We start from the raw sequence: 19,863 nt of genomic DNA, 5'->3' as shown, positions 1-19,863 counted from the left end.
CTTCCGTCACTGCTCTTCGGGCAGGATGCTCTCGTAGTTGTAGTTGGTGTAGCGGTAGCGGCCGTACTTGTACGGCGCGTAGGCCCGGCGGCCCACATCCATCGCATTGAGCAGCACACCGGTGGCAGCCTTGCCGCCCATCGCCAGCCGGCGCGTGCTTTCCTTGAGCTCGCCCATGGTGGATTGATCGGCGCGCGCCACCAGCAGCACCGTGCCCGCGTGCGCCGCGACCGTGGACGTGTCGGCGGCGACCAGCACCGGCGGCGTATCGATGACGACCAGGTCGTACTGTTCCGACAGGCGCTCGAGCGCCGTCTTGAACGAGTCCGACACCAGCAGTTCCGACGGGTTCGGAGGCAGTTGGCCCGTGGCCAGGAAGTCCAGGTTGGGGACCACCTGGCGGTGCACGGTCTGCTGCACCGTCAGGCTGCCCGCAATCAGCTCCGAAAGCCCGCCGTGGCGCTGCAATCCGAAGTACTGGTGCGTGTGGCCGCGCCGCAAGTCGGCGTCGATCAGGAGCGTGCGCTTGCCGGCGGCGGCCATGAGGGCGGCGAAGTTCGCCGTCACGAAGCTCTTGCCGACGCCCGGGGTGGGACCGCTGATGAGCACGCGGTTGTTCGGCGATTCCAGCATCGCGAACTGCATGGCCGTTCGCAGACTGCGCAGGCTTTCCACGGCCGGGTCGTCCGGGTTCTCGATCGCCAGCAGGCGGACGCCGGTGGCGCCGCTCAAGCGTCGCTTCGCGATCGCGCTTTGCGCGTTGCTGAGGGGAATGGTCGAGAAGACCGGCAGGCCGGTGTCGGCCTCCACCTCGTGCGGATCGCGCAGACGCTGCTCGATGAAGGAGCTGCGCACGAACGCGGCGACGATGCCGAGGAACAACCCCAGGGCCAGCGCCGCCGCGACAATGACCTTGCGGTTCGGCTTCACCGGCACCTGCGGCACCACCGCCTCGTCGAGCACGCGGACGTTGCCGATCTTGCCTTCCTTCACCAGGCGCAGCTGCAGCGCGTTGTTGAGCAGCTGCTGGTACAGCTCGGTGTTGACCTTGACGTCGCGCTCCATGCGCACCGCTTCCTGCTGGATGGCCGGCAGGCCCTTGATGCGAGTCTGGATCTCGCCCATGTCGGTCCTCAGTGCCGCGATCTGGCTGTCGAGCGTCTGCACCGTCGGATGCGCGGACGTGAAGCGGGACTCGAGTTCGCGCCGGCGCTGCTGGGCATCCAGCAGCTTGGTCTGGCGATCCACCGCCTGATTCAAGACCAGCGCCGCTTCTTCGCTGAAGGCCACCGTGCCCTTCTGGTTGCGATAGCGGTTGTAGACCTCTTCGGACGCTTCCAGCTGCTTCTTGAACTGCGGCAACTGGACATCGAGGAAGGCCAACGTCTTCTGCGCCTCAGCGGCCTTGCGCTCGATGTTCTGCTTGACGTACTGGTCGCCCACGGCATTGAGCACGCGCGTCAGCTTGAAGGGGTCCGTGTCCTGCAGCGACACGTTGATGATGCCGGAGGTCTTGCCCCGCTCGGTCAGGACCAGGCTGGACTGCAACGCGACGGTGGTCGGCAGTTTCGCGTAACGGTAGAGATTGAACAGCGCACCCGGCTTGCCGGCGAGTTCGGTCACCGTCAACTCGATCGGCCCGCTGCCGGTCTCGGCCTTCAGCGGCGTCCCGACGGTGCCGGTGAGCTGCTGCATCCCCGGATAGTCGATCGTGTACTGGTTGCCGGCTTTTGCCGTCACCGTGAACAGCCCGCCTTCCATGTGGGCCGGCACGTCGAACTGCGACACCAGGATACGTTCCGTTCCCGACACGTAGCCTTCGAGGCCCAGGAAACCAGGCTCCGAAAGGCCGTTCGCTCGCCGCGCCAGCCAGCCGCCGATGTAGGGCACATAGCGCGGGCTCGCCGCAATGTAGAGCTTGGTCGCTTCTACCGCCTGGCCGGCGATCATGCGCGAGCGGATGATCTCGATCTCGGCATTGGCCGGCGTCTTCACGTCGATCAGGCCGCCGGCCTCGCTGAGAATGCCCTTGCCGCCGCCGTCCGTGTCCTCGACCTGGACCACCAGGTTGGATTCGTAGATCGGCCGCTCCAGGAATGCGTAAGTGGCGCCGATCAGAAACACGACGAGGGTGATCGCCGCGATCAGCCACTTGTTCGAGAGCAGCACGTCGATGTAACGCCCGATGTCCAGGTCGTCCTCGTCCGCGCCGCTGCTCATGATCTGCGAGGTGGGGCTTTGTTTGGGAGTGAGAGTGGAATTCATCAACTGGATACTCTTGAAATGCGTTTGACCCACTGCTGCGCGCCGCCTTCGATGAGCGCAAGCGACCGCTCGAAAACACTACGACCCGCGCGATAAGGATCGGGCACGTCCTGATCGCTGAACTCGCAGAGGCGAAACACCTTGCCGGCAGCGAAGAGGTAGCGTTCCTGGACGGTGCGGCGCTGCTCGCGATCCATCACGAGGATCAGATCGGCGCGCTGGCACATGTCGAGATTGAGCTGCCGCGCCCGATGTTTTTCTAAGCTGATGCCGCGCGCGTCCATCAGCTCGCAGGCAATCGGATCCGCACGCTGGCCCGCCAGCGCATGCAGGCCTGCCGAACTGATCTGTATGCCGGGCAATTCCGCGGCCACCAGGCTTTCGGCCATCGGGCTGCGGCAGATGTTGCCGATGCACACGACGAGGACGTTCCGAATGGCCACGGTCTGCCTATCGTCCAGTCGTGCCGCCGCGCGAGCCCAGATCGCGATAGGAAGTCGCGGTCGTGGCCGTCGGAAGGATCAGGCTCAGGACGCGGTTCCACTGCACGAGCGGGACCGGATCGACATACACCACGTCCTTGGGCCGCAGCGCAAAACCGTCTGCGAGTGCAATCGCCGTCGGCGTGCGCGCATCCAGATGGAAGATCGCCTGGCCTTCGGTCTCGTTGCGGATCACGTAGATCTGGCGCGGATTCGCAGTCCCCAGGTTGACGCCGCCGACCTCGGTCAGCGCATCGTTCAAGCTGAGCCTGCCGTTGCGCATCATCACGCCGGTCTGGATACCCACCTCGCCCATCACCGTGACCTTGCGCTCGTCGCGGCTGCGCACCATCACCATGTCGCCGGACTTCAGCGGGATGCGGCTCGGGTCGATGCCTGCCTCTGCCAGCGCCATCAGGTCGAGGGGAATGGTCCTGCCGTCGCGCGTGAGATTGATGGCGGAACGGTCGCCCGTCGGGGCCAGGCCGCCGGCACGGTTGAGCGCTTCGGCGAGCGTCATCGGGATGTCGGTGAACACCATCAGGCCGGGCTGCCTGACCTCACCTTCGATGTAGGCGCGCTTGCTCCGAAAGGCCTGGACGCGAACGCTGAGCTGGGGGTTCTTGAAGACCCGCGACAGCCGCTGCACGAGCGTGTTCTCCAGCTCCTGGACGGTCATGCCGTCGACCTTGAGCGCACCGACGTAGGGGAAGCTCAGCTGCCCGGTGTTCGACACGATGAAACCGGGCGCCGGCGACACGCTGGCCGGATCGGCCACCGTGGTGGCGGGAATTGCGCTGAACACGATCTCTGGGTGGTCGTAGACCACGATGCCCACCACGTCGCCCGGGCCGATCTTGTAGACATCGGGAGTGCCGACCAGCGCCCTCACTTCGGGCGGAATCGAATTCCCGACCGCAGCGCGCTGCGCCCGGATCAGTTGGGGCGTGATCGAGGTGATCGCACCGGGGGGCGGCGGATCGATCACGGAGGTCGAAAAGCCCGATGGCGAGACGGCCTGAGCGGCGTCGTTGCTGGCGGAGCGGAACCCCGGCGCCAAGGGGGCGCACGCCTGCAGGAGCAGGCCGGCCGAGGCAAACAAAGCGGTGTGTAATAGAAAACGTTTCAAACCCAACTCCGCGTTCGTGACCAGAATGAATACTTTTGCAAACAGTTACGACTGTACATCAGTCAGCGCTGAGGTCAAATTCTTTCTCGACGTAGATCGTAAGGCCGAGAAAAAAAACGCTTGTAGGGCGAAAAGCCGAATCATCAAAAGTTATTGAAGTGCCGGCCGATACTTCATTCTCAGCTATCAAAAAGATAGCTAACCGGGCCTCCGGAATAGTCCCTGACTCAGGGGCTTTCGGTCTGCGCTGCGCGCTTCCAGGCAGCGGAGGCCTGATCGGCGTCGTCCCGTGCCTCGGCCAACTCGGCCAGAGCCTGCCAGGCTCGGCGATGGAGGTTCGGGTCCTGTAACGCCAAGCCAGCCTGCGTGAGCAATTGTTGCGCCTTGCCCCAGAGCTGGCGCTTCATGCAGGCCATGCCGGCCAGGTACTGCAGATTGGCGTCGCGCGGATTGTTCCGCTGCGCCGACTCGATGCGCGCCAGCCACTCGGCATCGACCGAATCGAGTCCCGCTTCGAGCGCCCGCACCAGTTTCACGCGCAGGGATTCGCCGAGGCTCTGCGGCTGCGCCGCCATGCGCTCCCAGACCGGCAACAGCCAAGCGCGCGCCAGCGTGAGATCGCCGCGCAGCGCCACCATCCGCTGCGCCGCGTGGATCGCCACCTCGGGCATCTCGCGCTCCCAGGCCTCGAACTCGCCCCAGGCCCGCAACAGCTGGGCCGGGTCGTGTGCGCCCGAAAGCAGCTCTGTCGCCAGCCCGCGCACGATGCTCTGCGCGGCCGAGTCCGAGAAGGCGCGATGCTTGGCCAGGAGCCGCGCGGTTTCGAGCGCCTCGAGGGTGCGCCGGTCCTGGCGCGCCGCCTTCAACCGCAGCCGTAGGGCCAGCGTGCGCCGTTGCGCGCCTTGCGGCAGTTCCGCAAGCCGCGCCAGCGCCGCCGGCGCATCGCGATCGTCGAGCGCCCAGCGGGCGGCGCGCAGCTGCACGCCTTCGCGCGTTTCGGGGCTGGCGAGCACGCCGCGATCGGCGCTCTCGTTGAGCGCCTGCTGCAAATGCGCATCGCGCGCCGGACGGTCCTGCAGCGCCTGCGCGCTCTCCGCCGCGAGCAGGTGCGACAGCACCCGCACCTGCTGGGCCTGCGGCAGCCGTGCGTCGAGCGCGGCCAGCGTCCTTTCCTGCGTCAGCGCGGCCTGCGCCGCCTTGCGGGCGCGCGAGAAGCGGCCGGCCAGCAATTGCGCCAGCGCGTCGAGCAAGGCCGCATACAGGGCGCGCTCCTTCTGCTGCAGGCGCCACTGGCGCGCCTGCCGGGGCAGCGAGAACAGGGCCGACAAGCCGCGCAGCGCCACATGCAGCAGGCCGAAGGCCGCCAGCAGGAGCAGCAGCACGAGGTTCAGGGAGAGGTCGACCCGCCACGGGGGCCAGAAGACGGTGACCGTGCCCTGGTTGTTGCCGGCGAACAGCGCCACCGCAGCCGCGATGCCGAACAGGGCGAGAAACCAGAGTACCGCGCGCATTGAGGGCCTGCCCGAATCCTAGCGCCCGGCCGCAGCGGTCGCGAGCGCGGCCAGCGTTTCGTCGATGCGCGGCGGCTCGCTGGTTCTGACCTGCGCCTGCAGCTGCTGCACCAGCGTGGCGGCGGCCTGGACGCGGCGCGAGGCCGGATCGAAGTAGCGGTTGAGCGAAGCCGAGACCGTCGCCAATTCGTTGCGCGCGGTGTCGACCTGCCGCGACAGCAGCGCCAGGCGCGCATTCAGGAGCTGGAGCTTCAGGTTCTCGCGCAAGAAGAAGGTCTGGTCCGGCGAGAGCAGCACGGCCTCGGGCCGCTCGATGCGCCCCACGCGCAGCAGCGAGCGTGCCTCGCCGCGCACCATCAGCAGGAAGCGCTGCCACCAGGGCGCGTCGGCCGGCACCGGCTCGGCCTGCCACGAATTGAGGCCCGCGCCCCGCACGGCGACCGCATTCAGCGGCGGCAGATCGTCGACGCTGCGCATCAGCTCGTCGAGCTTCTGCAGCGCCTCGGTGCTGTCCGCGCTGGCGCTGGTGCGCAGCCGGTCGGCATCGCGCTGCATCGCGCGCTGAAGAGGCGCGAGCCGCGGCTGCGCGGCGCGCGCGATGCGCAGCTCGCCTGCCTTGAGCGCCGCCAGCAGCGGCTGCACGTTGCCCGTCACCTGCGCCTGCTGCAGCGCCAGGCGCACGGCCGACTCGATGTCGACCACCAGATTCTCGTCACGCGAACGCGAAAGGCTCTGCATCAGCTCCTCGAGCTGCGAACGCTGCAGCGCGACTTCGGCGACGCGGGTTTCGGTCAGCGCCAGCCGCCCCGCGGCGTCGCGCACCACCTCCTGCGCCTGGCGCGCGAGGGTGCGGGCCTCCATCGATTGCGCCAGCGCGTCGGCGCTCTGGCGCGCGAGCTGCTCCTGCATGCCGCTGACCTTCTGCCACAGCGCCAGCGCGATCGCCAGCGCCACCACCGCGATGACGGCCAGCAGGCCCAGCACCACCCTGGAGAGGATGACCGCTGCCGCCGAGGGCGTCGTCTGCAGCGTGGCCGGCAGTGGTGCACGCACTGCGGGTTCCTGCAGGCTTTCGTTCAAGACGGAGGCATCGCTCATTCGAAGGATTCTATCGACGCGACCAGTGCCGCCAGGCCGGGCGAAGAGACGCGAACGGTGCCGAAACCCGCATTGCGCGCGGCCTCGGCGATGCGCGCATGGGTGGCGACCGCGCGTGCCGAGCGCCAACTCGTTGCGGGCAGCGCGTTGCATAGATTGGCGATCGCCTCCGAGCTGCTGAAGAGCCAGATGGCGCGGCCGGCGGCAGCTTCGGCGGCGGCTCGTCGCTCAGCGGCGCCGAGCGACGGAATCAGCCGCCGGTATGCCACCACCGCGTCGCACACACCGCCCGCAGCGGCGATCTCGCGCGCCAGCCAGTCGCGCCCAGTGGGTTGCCCCGAAGCATCGCCGCCGCGCACGATCAGCACGCGAGCACCCGGGCGCACCTGCGATTGCACGCGCGCCCACAGAGCCTCCGAATCGAACTGTTCGGCATCGGCAGGCGGTGCATCGATCGCCGAAGCAGGCACGCCGGCCTCCTGCAGGGCGCTGCGGGTGCCGGGTCCGGTGGCCCAGAAGCGCTGGCGCACGGCGGACGGTAGCGCGCCGCCGGCGCGAAAAAAATGCTCTGCAGCCGCGGCGCTCACGAACATCAGCGCGTCGTAGTCAGGCAGGCGTTCCCGTGCCGCCTGAAGTTGCGCCGGATCATCGAGCGGTTCGATCGCGATCAGCGGCAGCGCGACCGCCTCCAATCCCGCAGCGCGCAATTCGGCCACCCAGCGCGTCGCCTCGCGCGCGGGCCGCGTGACGATCACTGCAGGCATCTCATCCGCGGGCGCCGGCGTCGCGCAGCAGCTTCGCGGCGCGCATGCCCAGCGCGTCGGCCTGCGCGAAGTCCGTGGCTTCTGCCAGCGCGTGAATCCTCACCAAGGGCGCCGCCCCTTCCGCATCGCCCCAGGCCGCGTCGATGCGCAATCTGCCGTCGGGCTGCCAGCGTGCATGGGCCGCGAGCGGCATCGAGCAGCTGCCGCCCATGGCGCGGCTGACGGCGCGTTCGGCCGCGGTGGCAAGCCAGTCGCTTTGCCCGGCCAGCGGTGCCAGCAATGCGATCAGGTCGGTGCGAGCGGCGCGCACTTCGATGCCGAGCGCGCCCTGCCCGGCCGCGGGAAGCATTGCATCGGGCTCGAAAACGGCGCGGATGCGGCCCTCGAGGCCGAGCCGCTTGAGCCCGGCCGCGGCGAGCACGATGGCGTCGTATTGACCTTCGTCCAGCTTGCGCAGCCGCGTGTCGAGATTGCCGCGCAGCGGCTCGATGCGCAGGTCGGGCCTGAGCGCGTGCAGCAGCACCACGCGGCGCAGGCTGGAAGTGCCGACCACCGCGCCCTGGGGCAGCGCGTCGAGCGAGGCATAGCGCGGCGACACCAGCGCATCGCGCGGATCTTCGCGCGGCAGCACGCAGGCCAGCGCGAAGCCCTCGGGCAGATCCATCGGCACGTCCTTGAGGGAATGCACCGCGATGTCGGCGCGCTCTTCTTCGAGCGCGAGCTCGAGCTCCTTCACGAACAGGCCCTTGCCGCCGACCTTGGCGAGCGAGCGGTCGAGGATCTGGTCGCCGCGGGTGGTCATGCCGAGCAGGCTGACCGCGTGGCCTCGGGCCTGGAGCAGGGACTGCACGTGCTCGGCTTGCCAAAGGGCCAGCCGGCTTTCGCGCGTGGCGATCACGATGTTGCTCAAGGCCGTTTCCGTTGCTGTGGGGGATCGGTGGAATGCTAGCATGTTGCATCGCAACAACGAGTGCGAGTGGCCATGCCTGACGAGGAGAGATTTCGAATGAAAACGAGCCAACCCGCCGCTCCTGCAAACAGGCGCCGCAACAGCGACGAACAGCCGCTGATCGACGACATCCGCCTGCTCGGGCGCATCCTCGGCGACGTGATCCGCGAGCAGGAAGGCGAAGAAAGCTATGCGCTGGTCGAGAAGATCCGCACGCTCTCGGTGTCCTTTCGCCGCGATGCCGACCATGCGGCCGACCGCGCGCTCAAGAATCTGCTCAAGGGACTGAGCGCGGCCGAGACGGTGCGCGTGATCCGCGCCTTCACCTACTTCAGCCACCTGGCGAACCTGGCCGAGGACCGCCACCAGATCCGGCGCCGCACCGAGGCCGAACGCGCCGGCGAGAACGCCGAGGGCAGCCTCGAGGTGGCGCTGGCACGCATCCGCAAGGCGGGCATCTCGCCCAAGGCCGTAGTCGAGTCGCTCGCGCACAGCTATGTGTCGCCGGTGCTCACCGCTCATCCGACCGAGGTGCAGCGCAAGAGCATCCTCGACGCCGAGCGCGCCATCGCGCAGCTGCTCACGGCGCGCGACGAGATCAAGCTGCGCCAGCATGCCTTCGCGGGAAAGAAGGACACGCTGACGCCGCGCGAGTACGCCGAGAACGAAAGCCAGATGCGCATGCGCGTCACCCAGCTCTGGCAGACGCGGCTGCTGCGATTCTCCAAGCTCACCGTGGCCGACGAGATCGAGAACGCGCTGAGCTACTACGAGGCCACCTTCCTGCGCGAGATCCCGCATGTTTATGCCGACCTCGAAGCGGCGCTGGGCCAGGGCGCCATCGCGCCCTTCCTGCGCATGGGCCAGTGGATCGGTGGCGACCGCGACGGCAATCCCAACGTCACGGCCGAAACGCTCGAGTACGCGCTGCGCCGCCAGGCCGAACTGGCGCTGCGCCACTACCTGACCGAGGTGCACTTCCTCGGCGGCGAGCTGTCTCTGTCGGCCACGCTGGTCGACGTGTCGGTCGAGATGCAGGCGCTGGCCGAGCGCTCGCCGGACAAGAGCGAGCACCGTGTCGACGAGCCCTACCGCCGCGCGCTGACCGGCATCTATTCGCGCCTGGCGGCCACGCTGCGCGAGCTCACCGGCGGGGAGGCCGCGCGCCATGCGGTCGCGCCGCAGAACCCCTACGCGCAGGCCGAAGAATTCCTGGCCGACCTGCGCACCATCGAGGAGTCGCTCGCCGACAAGCACGGCGCGGTGCTGGTCGCGCAGCGCCTGCACCCGCTGATCCGCGCGGTCGAGGTGTTCGGCTTCCATCTCGCGACGGTCGACCTCCGGCAGAGCTCCGACAAGCACGAGGCCGTGGTGGCCGAACTGCTCGCCACCGCACGCATCGAGCCCGACTACGCCGCGCTGGCCGAGGAGGCCAAGCAGACCCTGCTGCTGCGCCTGCTCGACGACGCCCGGCCGCTGCGCGTGCCCGATGTCGAATATTCGCCGCTGGCGCAAAGCGAGATCGCGATCTTCGCCGCTGCCCGCAAGGCCCGCGCACGCTTCGGCGCGGCGGCGATACGCCACTACATCATCAGCCACACCGAAACGGTCAGCGACCTGCTGGAAGTGCTTCTTCTGCAAAAGGAAGTGGGCCTGCTGCGCGGAACACTGAGCAATGATGCCCCCACGCTCGGCACTGGCGTGTCCTCGCTGCCCACCGAGGGGGCGCTCGCTTGCTTGGGTCGGCCCGGCGCTGCGCTCGGCAACGCGACCTGCGACCTGATCGTGGTGCCGCTCTTCGAAACCATCGAGGACCTGCGCAACGCGGCGCCGATCGTGCGCGCCTTCTACGCCCTGCCCGGCATCCAGGCCCTGGTGCAGCGCTCGGGCGCCGAGCAGGACGTGATGCTCGGCTACAGCGACAGCAACAAGGACGGCGGCATCTTCACCAGCAATTGGGAGCTCTATCGCGCAGGCACCGCACTGGTGGCGCTGTTCGACGAGCTCAACAAGAAATCGACGAGCGCAGCGCCGAGCGTGGGGGCAGCATCCTCATCGATTCGCCTGCGCATGTTCCACGGCCGCGGCGGCACGGTGGGACGCGGCGGCGGACCGAGCTACCAGGCGATCCTCGCGCAGCCGCCCGGCACCGTGCGCGGCCAGATCCGCCTGACCGAACAAGGCGAGGTGATCGGCTCCAAGTACGCCAACCGCGAGATCGGCCGGCGCAACCTCGAAACCCTGGTTGCCGCCACGCTGGAGGCCACCCTGCTGCCCTCGGCCAAGGCCGCGCCTGCCAGCTTTCTGGCGGCGGCCGACGAGCTCTCGGCGGCCAGCATGGCGGCGTACCGCGAACTGGTCTATGAAACGCCCGGCTTCGGCGATTACTTCTTCAGCGCCACGCCGATCCGCGAGATCTCCGAGCTCAACATCGGCTCGCGCCCCGCCTCGCGCAACCCCAGCCGCAAGATCGAAGACCTGCGCGCCGTGCCCTGGAGCTTCAGCTGGGGCCAATGCCGGCTCACGCTGCCGGGCTGGTACGGCTTCGGCTCGGCGATCGAGCAGTTCCTCGCGGCCGCGGGCAGCGCCGCGGCGCGCAAGGAGCGGCAGGCGCTCCTGCAGCGCATGGTTGCGCAGTGGCCCTTCTTCAGCACGCTGCTGTCGAACATGGACATGGTGCTCGCCAAGAGCGACTTGGCCCTGGCCTCGCGCTATTCGGAACTGGTGGCCGACCGCAGGCTGCGCCAGAAGGTGTTCTCGATGATCGATGCCGAGTGGCACCGCACCTCCGACGCGTTGACACTGATCACCGGCGCGAAGCAGCGGCTCGAAGGCAATGTCGACATGCAGCGTTCGATCCGCCACCGCTTTCCCTATATCGATCCGCTGCATCACCTGCAGGTCGAGCTGATGCGCCGCTGGCGCGCGGGACAGGACGACGAGCGCCTGCAGCGCGGCATCCACATGTCGATCAACGGCGTCGCGGCGGGGCTGCGAAATACAGGGTAGGAACCGGCGAGAGGCGCCGTGTACGCCGTTTCCTACGCGAACATCCGGCGAAGCAGAATTTAAGGCCTTTGCAGGAAGAGTACCCTGTCGGCCACGTTTCAAAGTTCTCGCAATCGCGCGGCAGCTCAAGGCTCGTTCACAGGAATCTTCGCCATGTCTTCCCCGCACACTCTTACCCATGCCAAGGTCGACTTCGTGAGCGGCGACTTTGACGCGCTGGCATCGCACATGCGACATTGCGCGCGCGCACAGGGGCGATGGTTCACGGTGAAGAGCGAATTGCAGCGGGCGCGCTCGGCCCTGGCAGGCCGCATCGTGACGATGGCCTGCCTGGCCGTGGCTCTCGTCATCGGGCTGTACGCCGTCGCTTGAGCGCCGCGGCGGTCGTCGACCGGCTCGAATCCCTCAGCCGGTACGCGCGCAATCTTCTCCTCGGGCCCCACGAAGCTGTCGAGCCGCCGATCCGTGCCGAGCTGTTCGGCGCGCAGCGCTTCGAGCAGCACGGCCACAGCCTGGCCCGGGCGCAGGTCGTGCGCAGCGAGGAGTCGCGCGTCGACGCCACGCCCTTCTTCCCGCGGGTCGACCGCAACCTCGAGTCGCTGCGCAGCGCCTTCGACTACATCGCGCTGATCTCGCAGAGCGGGCGCTATGTCACGCCGGCGGCCGAATGGCTGCTCGACAACTTCCACCTTGTCGAGGCGCAGCTGCAACAGATCCGCGAAGGCGTGCCGCGCAGCTACTACGCGCGCTTGCCCAAGCTCGCGGCACCACCGCTCGCAGGGTTGCCGCGCGTCTACGGCATCGCCTGGGCCTACGTGGCGCATACCGACAGCGTGCTGAACAACGAGCTATTCACCGCCTTCCTCAACGCCTACCAGGACATCGACGAACTCACGCTCGGCGAACTGTGGGCGCTGCCGACCACGCTGCGCGTGGTGCTCCTGGAGAACCTGCGACGCGTGGCCGAGGGCATTGCAGAAAGCAAGGTTGCGCGCGAGGTCGCGCATGCGGCGTGGGACGCGGCCGACAGGCTTTCCGTGCAGGATCTCGACGTGCTCTACCGCGCGCTGCAGGCCCGCGGCATGCAGGAACGCTACCTCACGCAGCTCTGGCTGCAGCTGCCGGTCGAGCACGGCGAGGACGCGCCGCCGCTTCTGAAGTGGACCGAGCAGCATTGCCCGAACGGCCCGGCGCTGGTCCACGAAGCACAGACGACGCAGGCTGCAGCCAACCTCACGGTCGGGAACATCATCACCACCTTGCGCATGATCGGCCAGGTCGAATGGGCCGACCTGATCGAGCCGGTGAGCCGCTCCCTGCGCGTGCTGCGCGAGCTGCCCAGCTTCGCGCGCGAAAGCGAGCTCACGCGCCAGCAGATCACCCATGCGATGGAACAGGTGGCGCGCAGCAGCCGGCGGTCCGAGCACGAAGTCGCGCAGGCCGTGGTGCGCCTGGCCTTCGATGCGGCCAGCGATTCGCCTGAGGACGGGGATGCGGAGAGCCGCTGGTCGCGGGCCGAAAGCACTGCCGGCTACTACCTGTTCGGACAGGGCCTCCCGGCCCTGAGCGTCGCGCTGGCGCCGGCGGATGGCACGGGCGCGGTACGCATCGCGCCACGCCGGAACGCCCTGCGCGCCTGGCGCCCGACGCTCTATGTGCTGGCCGTGCTGGCAGGCACCGCGCTGCTGCTGGCGGCGGCGGTCCAGGGCCTGAACGGCAGCGGCTGGCCCGATGCGCCCTGGCAAGCGCTGGTTGCGCTCGTGCTGCTCGCCTGGCCCCTGTCCGAAGCGGTCATCGCGCTGGTGCACCGCATCATGGCCGAATCGACCCGGGTCCAGCCGCTGCCTCGGCTTGATTTCGCGCACGGCATTCCCGAAGCTCACCGGGTGCTGGTCGTGGTTCCGGCGCTGCTGAGTTCGCAAGCGGCCAACGCCCAGCTCGCCCAGCGGCTCGAACTGCATTGGCTCGCCAACCGCGAGGCGCAGGCGCAGTTCGCGCTGCTGACGGACTGGGCCGATGCCGCCGAGTCTTCGCTGCCCGACGACGGCGCCCTGCTCGACGACGTGCTGCAACGCATCGCGGCGCTCAACGATCGCTATCCCGCGCCGCTGGACGCGGCGCCGCGCTTCGTGCTGCTGCACCGACCGCGCAGCTGGAGCGACACCCAGCAGCGCTGGATGGGCTGGGAGCGCAAGCGCGGCAAGCTCGAGATGCTGCTGCGCCTCCTGGCCACCGGCGATGACAGCGGCTTCCTGCCGATGGCACCCGGCCTGCGGCTGGCCGATCGCATCCCCTACGTGCTGACGCTCGACAGCGACACCGGCCTGCCGCCCGGTGCACTGCGCGAGCTGGTCGCGGTGGCGGCCCATCCGCTCAATGCGCCGCAGCTCGACATGGCCAGCCGCAGCGTGGCGAGGGGCTTCGGCATCTTCCAGCCGCGCATCGTCACGCCTTTCCCGGCGCGCAACGAACGCTCCTTCTTCCACTGGCTGTTCGCCGGCCAGTGCGGGCTCGACCCCTACAGCAGCAGCGCTTCCGACCTCTACCAGGACGTGTTCGGCAGCGGCTCCTTCACCGGCAAGGGGCTGCTCAACGTGCACGCCGTCCATGCGACGCTGGACCGCCGCCTGCCCGAAGGCGCGGTATTGAGCCACGACCTGCTCGAAGGCACGGTGGCGCGCTGCGGCGTGGTGAGCGACCTGGTACTGATCGAAGACCATCCGCATCACGCCGGCGTGGCGGCCTCGCGCGCGCACCGCTGGACGCGCGGCGACTGGCAGTTGCTGCCGCTGATGCTGCGCGCGCCGCGCTTCGGCATCGATGCACTGGGCCTCTGGAAGATGAGCGACAACCTGCGCCGCGCGCTGGTGATTCCGGCGTCGACCGCGCTGCTCGCGTGGGTCGTTTTCACCGATGCGTTCCCGCTGCCCTGGGCGCTCGCGGCCGTCGCGGCCGCGCTGATGCTCGGCCCCATGCTCGGCGCCCTGGCGGGGCTGGTGCCGACACGGCGCTCGATCGAGCTGCGCCATTTCTTCGACGTCGGTTCCACCGAGCTGCTGCGCGCCATGGCTGGCGCCGCCTGGCAGTTCGTCCAGCTGGCCGCGCAGACCCGGCTCCTGCTCGATGCCACGGTGCGTGCCGCGTGGCGCCTGGCGGTGAGCCGCCGGCACCTGCTCGAATGGACCACAGCTGCCCAGGCCCAGGCGCAGGCCCGCTACCACCTGGCGCCCTTCCTGCGCAGCGGAGCGATCGCGAGCCTGGTCTGCATCGCACTCGCCGTGGCCGCGTTCTGGAGCCCGCATCCGTGGCTGGGCATGCTGCTGTTCGGGCTGTGGGCGCTGGCGCCGGTCGCAGCCTGGTGGGGCAGCCGCGTACCGGAGGGCAACGAAGACACGCTGGCCGCCGAGCACCGCAGCTACCTCGAAACGCTGGCGCGCGATACCTGGCGCTTCTTCGAGCATGTCGTCGGCCCCGAGGACAACCATCTGCCGCCCGACAACCTGCAGTTCGAACCCGAGCCCACCATCGCGCACCGCACCTCGCCGACCAACATCGGCATGTACCTGCTGGCCTGCTGCTGCGCGCGCGAATTCGGCTGGCTCGACACCGCGGCGCTCGCCGCCCGGCTCGAGGCGACCTTCGACACCATCGACCGCATGGACAAGCACCAGGGCCATCTCTACAACTGGTACGAGACGCGATCGCTCGCGTTGCTGCTGCCGGCCTACGTGTCCAGCGTCGACAGCGGCAACCTTGCAGGCCACCTGCTGGCCGTGGCCCAGGCCTGCCGCAGCTTCGCGGCCGACGGCAGCGGCGCCGGCGCGCGGCTCGAAGCCCTCGCCCTGCGCTGCGAGGCCTTGTGCGCGGGCATGGATTTCCGCGGGCTCTACGACGCCAAGCGCCACCTGTTCCACATCGGCCTCCGGGTCGAGGAGAACGAGCTCGATGCGAGCTACTACGACCTGCTCGCCTCCGAAGCGCGGCTATTGAGCTTTCTCGCCATCGCCAAGGGCGACGTGCCACGGCGCCACTGGATGGCGCTCGGGCGGCCTTTTCTCTCGGTCGGCGTTCGGCCCGGGCTCAAGTCCTGGTCGGGCTCGATGTTCGAATACCTGATGCCCACGCTGGTGATGCCGGAGCCGGTGGGCGGCCTGCTGCAGGTGGCCAACCTGGCCGCGATCGGCGAGCAGCAGGTCTTCGGCAACGTGCAGAACCTGCCCTGGGGCGTCTCGGAATCGGCCTACTTCGCGCAGGACCATTCGCTCGCCTTCCAGTACTCGCCCTTCGGCGTGCCGCGGCTGGCGCTGCGCCGCACGCCGCCGACCGACCGCGTGGTCGCGCCCTACGCCACCATGATGGCCGCTGTGCTCGCGCCGGCCGATGCAGTGGTCAATCTGCAGCTGCTCGAATCGCTGGGAGCGCGCGGCGAGTTCGGCTTCTTCGACGCGATCGACTTCACCGCCTCGCGCCAGCCCGCGGGCCAGCCTTTCACCGTGGTGCACAACGTCATGGCGCATCACCACGGCATGGCGCTGGTGGCACTGTGCAACGTGGCGTGCGACGGCGCGCCGCGCCGCTGGTTCGGCAGCGCTCCGCTGGTGCAGGCGCACGAGTCGCTGCTGCACGAGCGCACGCCGCGGCAGATCATCGGCAGCGCCGATCCGCGCATGCCGCCCGAGCCGAGCACCGGCGAGGCGCCGCCGATCTTCCAGCCGCGCGTGGTCGATCCTCACGAGCCCGGCTTCCAGCCCACCCACCTGCTGTCGAACGGCCACTACACCGTGGCGCTGCGCGCCAACGGCGCGGGCGTGAGCCGCTGGCGCTCGTTCAACGTGAGCCGCTGGCGCGACGATCCGCTGCGCGACGGCTACGGCACCTTCTTCTATGTGCGGGACATCGGCAGCGCGACGATCACCTCGCTGACCGCCCTGCCCGCGCCCGGCGAAGAGTGGCGCTACCGCGCGCGCTTCCTGGCCGACCAGGTGCAGTTCGATGCCAGCGGGCCCGGCCTGCAGGCACGCACCACGGTGCTGATCAGCCCCGAAGACGACACCGAGCTGCGCACGGTCGCGCTGCACAACACCGGCAGCGCAACGCGTACGCTCGAACTCGTCTCGTACTTCGAACCGGTACTCTCCGACCCCAAGGCCGACGAGGCGCACCCGGCCTTCGCCAACCTCTTCATCGAGAGCCGCTGGGAGCCCGGCTGGCGCGCGCTGCTGCTGACGCGCAAGCCGCGCCTGCACGGCGACCCGGTGGTGGCCGCCGCGCACTTCGTGGCCTCGGTCGATGCGCAGGTGCTGTCGGTCGACTGCATGACCGACCGGCGCGCCTTCATCGGGCGCAACCGCACGCTCGCGACGCCGACCCTCGATCCGCAATCGGCGGCGCCGGACGGCACGCCGGTCAACGGGCTGGATCCCGTCGCCTGCCTGCGCGTGCGCCTGGAGATCCCGCCCGGCGGCACGGCGCGCGTGACCTTCGCCACCGCGGCCGACGAGGATGTGGAAGCCCTGATGCCCAGCATCGACCGCTACCTGCAGCCGATGCACGTCGAGCGCGCGACGCGCATGGCGGCCACGCTGGCGCAGGTGCGACTGCGCGACCTCAGCATCGACCCGGCGAAGAACCAGGCGCTGCAGGACCTGACGACCATCCTGACCTACACCACGCCGCGCCCGATGCGCGACCGCGGGCTCATCGATCTGCGCCAGATCTGGCGCTTCGGGATCTCGGGCGACAAGCCGATCGTGCTGGTCCACATCCACTCGATCGCCGGCAAGGGCCTGGTCGACACGCTGCTGCGCGCCCAGCCCTGGTGGGGCTTCGGCGGCGTGGCCTGCGACCTGGTGGTGCTCAATGGCGAGCCCAACTCCTACCTGATGCCGCTGCAGCGCGAGATCGAGGCGCTGCGCAGCCGGGTCGCGCAGCAGACGCAGAACAGCTTTCCGCGCAACGACGCGGCCGGCTTCTACCTGCTGCGCGACCACGAAGTGGCGCCCTCGGAAAAAGCGGCGCTGTCGAGCCTGGCGCGCGCGGTGTTCACGGCCGACGGCCGCTCGCTCGAGATGCAGGTGGCGGCGCTGCGCGACACCACGGCCTCGGCCGGCCCGGCGGCGGAAGACCTCGGGCCGCGGGTCCAGCTCTCTTTGCTTCCGCCGGCGGCCGAGCTCGCCGAAGCGGTGACGTCGCCGCAGGGCGGCTTCGATGCCGAAAGCGGCGAGTTCCGTTTCGAGGTCGATCCGAACCAGCGCACGGCGCGGCCCTGGATCAACGTGATCGCCAATGCCTCCTTCGGCTTCCAGATCTCCGAATCCGGCACCGGCTACACCTGGGCCGTCAACAGCCGCATGCACCAGCTCACGCCCTGGTCCAACGACCCGGTGCGGGACCCGGCCTTCGAGCACTACCTGCTGCAGGACCTCGATTCGCGCGAGCTGCTGCCGCTCACGCCGGCCAGCCGCGGCGGCGCGGCCGCCCGGCACCGCGTGCGCCACGGCCAGGGCTACACGGTATTCGAATGCCTGCATCGCAACGTTGCACTGGAAACCACCTTCTTCGCCGACCGCGACGAACGCATGAAGCTGGTGCACGTCAAGGTGCGCAACGAGGGCACCGGCACGCGCCGGCTGCGCGCGCTCGCGATGATCGAGTGGCAGCTGGGCGCGGCACGCGGCGAACGCCGCACCGTCCACACCTGGAAGCCCGAGAACCTGCCCGCGGTGTTCGGCCAGCAGCGCGAGTCGAGTACCGGATTCGGCGGCAGCACCGGCTTCGCCGCGCTCGCGGGCTTGAACGGCGCGACCCAATGGACCTGCGAACGCAGCGAATTCTTCGCCGGACACGGCGCGGTCGAAGTGCCCGACACGCTGGCCCAGCGTGCCGGCAGCGGCCTCGATGCCTGCGCCGCCGTGGCCGGCGATTTCCCGCTCGCCGCCGGCGCGAGTGCGAGCTTCACCTTCATGCTGGGCCAGGCCGACAACCCCGAGGCCGCGATGCAGATGGCGCGCCGCTGGCAGCAGCGCGACGTGCCCGAGGCGCTGGCCGAGGCGCGCGGCTTCTGGAACGAGCTGCTCGGCCGCCTGCAGGTGCGCACGCCCGATCCGCTGTTCGATGCGCTGGTCAACCGCTGGCTCATCTACCAGACACTGGTGTGCCGGCTCTGGTCGAAGGCCGGCTTCTATCAGGCCGGCGGCGCCTTCGGTTTTCGCGACCAGCTGCAGGACGCGATGGCCTTTGCGCTCACCGATCCGGCGCGCCTGCGCGAGCAGATCCTGGTCAACGCGGCGCGCCAGTTCCCCGAGGGCGACGTGCAGCACTGGTGGCACATGCCCGGCGGCGCCGGCGTGCGCACGCATTTCTCCGACGACCTGCTGTGGCTGCCCTATGCCGCCTCGCACTACGTCGAGGTCACGGCCGACCGCTCGGTGCTGGACGAAGTCGTGCCCTTCATCGACGGCCCCGAGATTCCGGCGGGCGCCGAGGACGCCTACTACGCGCCGCAGACCAGCGGCCTCACGGCCACCGTGTACGAACACGGCGCGCGCGCGATCGACCGCAGCCTCGCGACCGGCGTCCACGGCCTGCCGCTGGTGGGCACCGGCGACTGGAACGACGGCATGAACCGCGTCGGCCACGAAGGCCGCGGCGAATCGGTCTGGCTCGCCTGGTTCCTCTGCAGCGTGGTCGAGCGCTACGCCCCATTGGCCGAGGCGCGCGGCGACAAGGCACGCGCCGCGCGCTGGCAGGCCGCGCGCAAGGGCTGGATCGCCGCCCTGCACGGTCCCGGCTGGGACGGCGCCTGGTTCCGGCGCGCCTTCTTCGACAACGGCGCGCCGCTCGGCTCGGCACTCAACGAGGAATGTCGCATCGACCTGATCGCGCAGGCCTGGTCGGTGCTCTCGGGCGCCTCGGACACGACCCACGCCAGCCAGGCCCTCGCATCGATGAAGGCCCATCTGCACGACGAGTCCGCCGGCCTGCTGCAGCTCCTGCATCCGCCGCTGGCGAATTCACCCAACAACCCGGGCTACATCCAGGCCTACCCGCCGGGCGTGCGCGAGAACGGCGGCCAGTATTCGCACGCCGCCGTGTGGGCGCTGATGGCGCAGGCGCTCACCGGCGACACCGAAGCTGCGTGGCAAAGCTTCGAAGGCCTGAGCCCGGCGCACCGTGCGCGCCATCCCGAACGCGGCCCGGCCTACGAGCTCGAGCCCTACGTGATGGCCGGCGACATCTACGGCGCCGCGCCCTATGTCGGCCGCGGCGGCTGGAGCTGGTACACCGGCTCGGCCGCATGGCTGCACCGTGCCGCCGTCGAAACCCTGCTGGGCCTGGCGGTGCGCGGCGACCGGCTTTCGCTGACGCCACGCGTGCCGGCACACTGGCCGGGCTTCGAGATCACGCTGCGGCTCGAGGGCCGCGAGCTGGTCGTGCAGTACGGCGACGCCACCACCGCCGCGGTGCCCACGCACCACATCGCCAGAAGCGAATGGATCACCTGGCGCACCCTGCCCGAGCACGCGGTGCTGCGCGTCGGCTGAAAAATAAAGCAGGCGCAGCACAACAAGCGCCTGAGACGGACAGTCTAGCTCTCATCAAGACCTTTCGCGAAGTCGCAGCCCGCGCTGCTGGACTTCCTGCAGACGCGCATCGG

General features: G+C 69.2%; 10 protein-coding genes. 3 read left to right on the top strand and 7 right to left on the bottom strand.

From position 1 onward, the window contains the following. Nucleotides 1–6: 6 nt before the first annotated feature. The 7 genes from EJI01_RS16585 to hemC all read right to left on the bottom strand — a co-directional run bounded on the left by EJI01_RS16585 (nucleotide 7) and on the right by hemC (nucleotide 8,201). Entirely contained in the window at nucleotides 7–2,265 is a 2,259-nt protein-coding gene (locus EJI01_RS16585) for a polysaccharide biosynthesis tyrosine autokinase (protein ID WP_126838246.1), read from the bottom strand. Then, nucleotides 2,265–2,708, bottom strand: a complete 444-nt coding sequence (locus EJI01_RS16580) for a low molecular weight protein-tyrosine-phosphatase (RefSeq protein ID WP_312846059.1) — start codon at nucleotides 2,706–2,708, stop codon at nucleotides 2,265–2,267. The genes EJI01_RS16585 and EJI01_RS16580 overlap by 1 nt, the downstream gene beginning before the upstream one ends. A 7-nt stretch (nucleotides 2,709–2,715) precedes the next feature. Further along, nucleotides 2,716–3,849, bottom strand: coding sequence for a polysaccharide biosynthesis/export family protein (locus tag EJI01_RS16575; RefSeq protein ID WP_260602488.1), 1,134 nt, complete (start codon nucleotides 3,847–3,849; stop codon nucleotides 2,716–2,718). A gap of 254 nt (nucleotides 3,850–4,103) precedes the next feature. After that, entirely contained in the window at nucleotides 4,104–5,387 is a 1,284-nt protein-coding gene (locus tag EJI01_RS16570) for a heme biosynthesis protein HemY (protein WP_126838244.1), read from the bottom strand. Nucleotides 5,388–5,405: 18 nt separating this feature from the next. Beyond that, nucleotides 5,406–6,485: a uroporphyrinogen-III C-methyltransferase gene (locus EJI01_RS16565; RefSeq protein ID WP_126838243.1), complete on the bottom strand. Its 1,080-nt coding sequence runs from the start codon at nucleotides 6,483–6,485 to the stop codon at nucleotides 5,406–5,408. Next, on the bottom strand, nucleotides 6,482–7,249 hold the full coding sequence (locus EJI01_RS16560; protein WP_126838242.1) for a uroporphyrinogen-III synthase: 768 nt from the start codon (nucleotides 7,247–7,249) through the stop codon (nucleotides 6,482–6,484). Before EJI01_RS16560 ends, EJI01_RS16565 begins: the two co-directional genes overlap by 4 nt. Before the next feature lies 1 nt (nucleotide 7,250). Next, nucleotides 7,251–8,201 carry a hydroxymethylbilane synthase gene (gene hemC, locus EJI01_RS16555; RefSeq protein ID WP_126838241.1) on the bottom strand — a complete coding sequence of 317 codons (951 nt, stop codon included), beginning with the start codon at nucleotides 8,199–8,201 and terminating at the stop codon, nucleotides 7,251–7,253. 54 nt (nucleotides 8,202–8,255) lie between these two features. Between hemC and ppc the strand changes: the two genes are divergently transcribed. The 3 genes from ppc to EJI01_RS16540 all read left to right on the top strand — a co-directional run bounded on the left by ppc (nucleotide 8,256) and on the right by EJI01_RS16540 (nucleotide 19,750). Continuing rightward, nucleotides 8,256–11,207 carry a phosphoenolpyruvate carboxylase gene (gene ppc / locus EJI01_RS16550; protein WP_126838240.1) on the top strand — a complete coding sequence of 984 codons (2,952 nt, stop codon included), beginning with the start codon at nucleotides 8,256–8,258 and terminating at the stop codon, nucleotides 11,205–11,207. A gap of 153 nt (nucleotides 11,208–11,360) precedes the next feature. Beyond that, nucleotides 11,361–11,579: a hypothetical protein gene (locus EJI01_RS16545; protein ID WP_126838239.1), complete on the top strand. Its 219-nt coding sequence runs from the start codon at nucleotides 11,361–11,363 to the stop codon at nucleotides 11,577–11,579. Next, nucleotides 11,576–19,750, top strand: coding sequence for a GH36-type glycosyl hydrolase domain-containing protein (locus tag EJI01_RS16540; RefSeq protein WP_126838238.1), 8,175 nt, complete (start codon nucleotides 11,576–11,578; stop codon nucleotides 19,748–19,750). The genes EJI01_RS16545 and EJI01_RS16540 overlap by 4 nt, the downstream gene beginning before the upstream one ends. Nucleotides 19,751–19,863 lie beyond the last annotated feature (113 nt).

The organism is Variovorax sp. MHTC-1, from assembly GCF_003984645.1.
In the GTDB taxonomy this organism is placed as follows: domain Bacteria; phylum Pseudomonadota; class Gammaproteobacteria; order Burkholderiales; family Burkholderiaceae_C; genus Variovorax.
The sequence above is the reverse complement of the archived record's forward strand: the minus strand, read 5'-3'. Positions and strand labels throughout refer to the sequence as shown.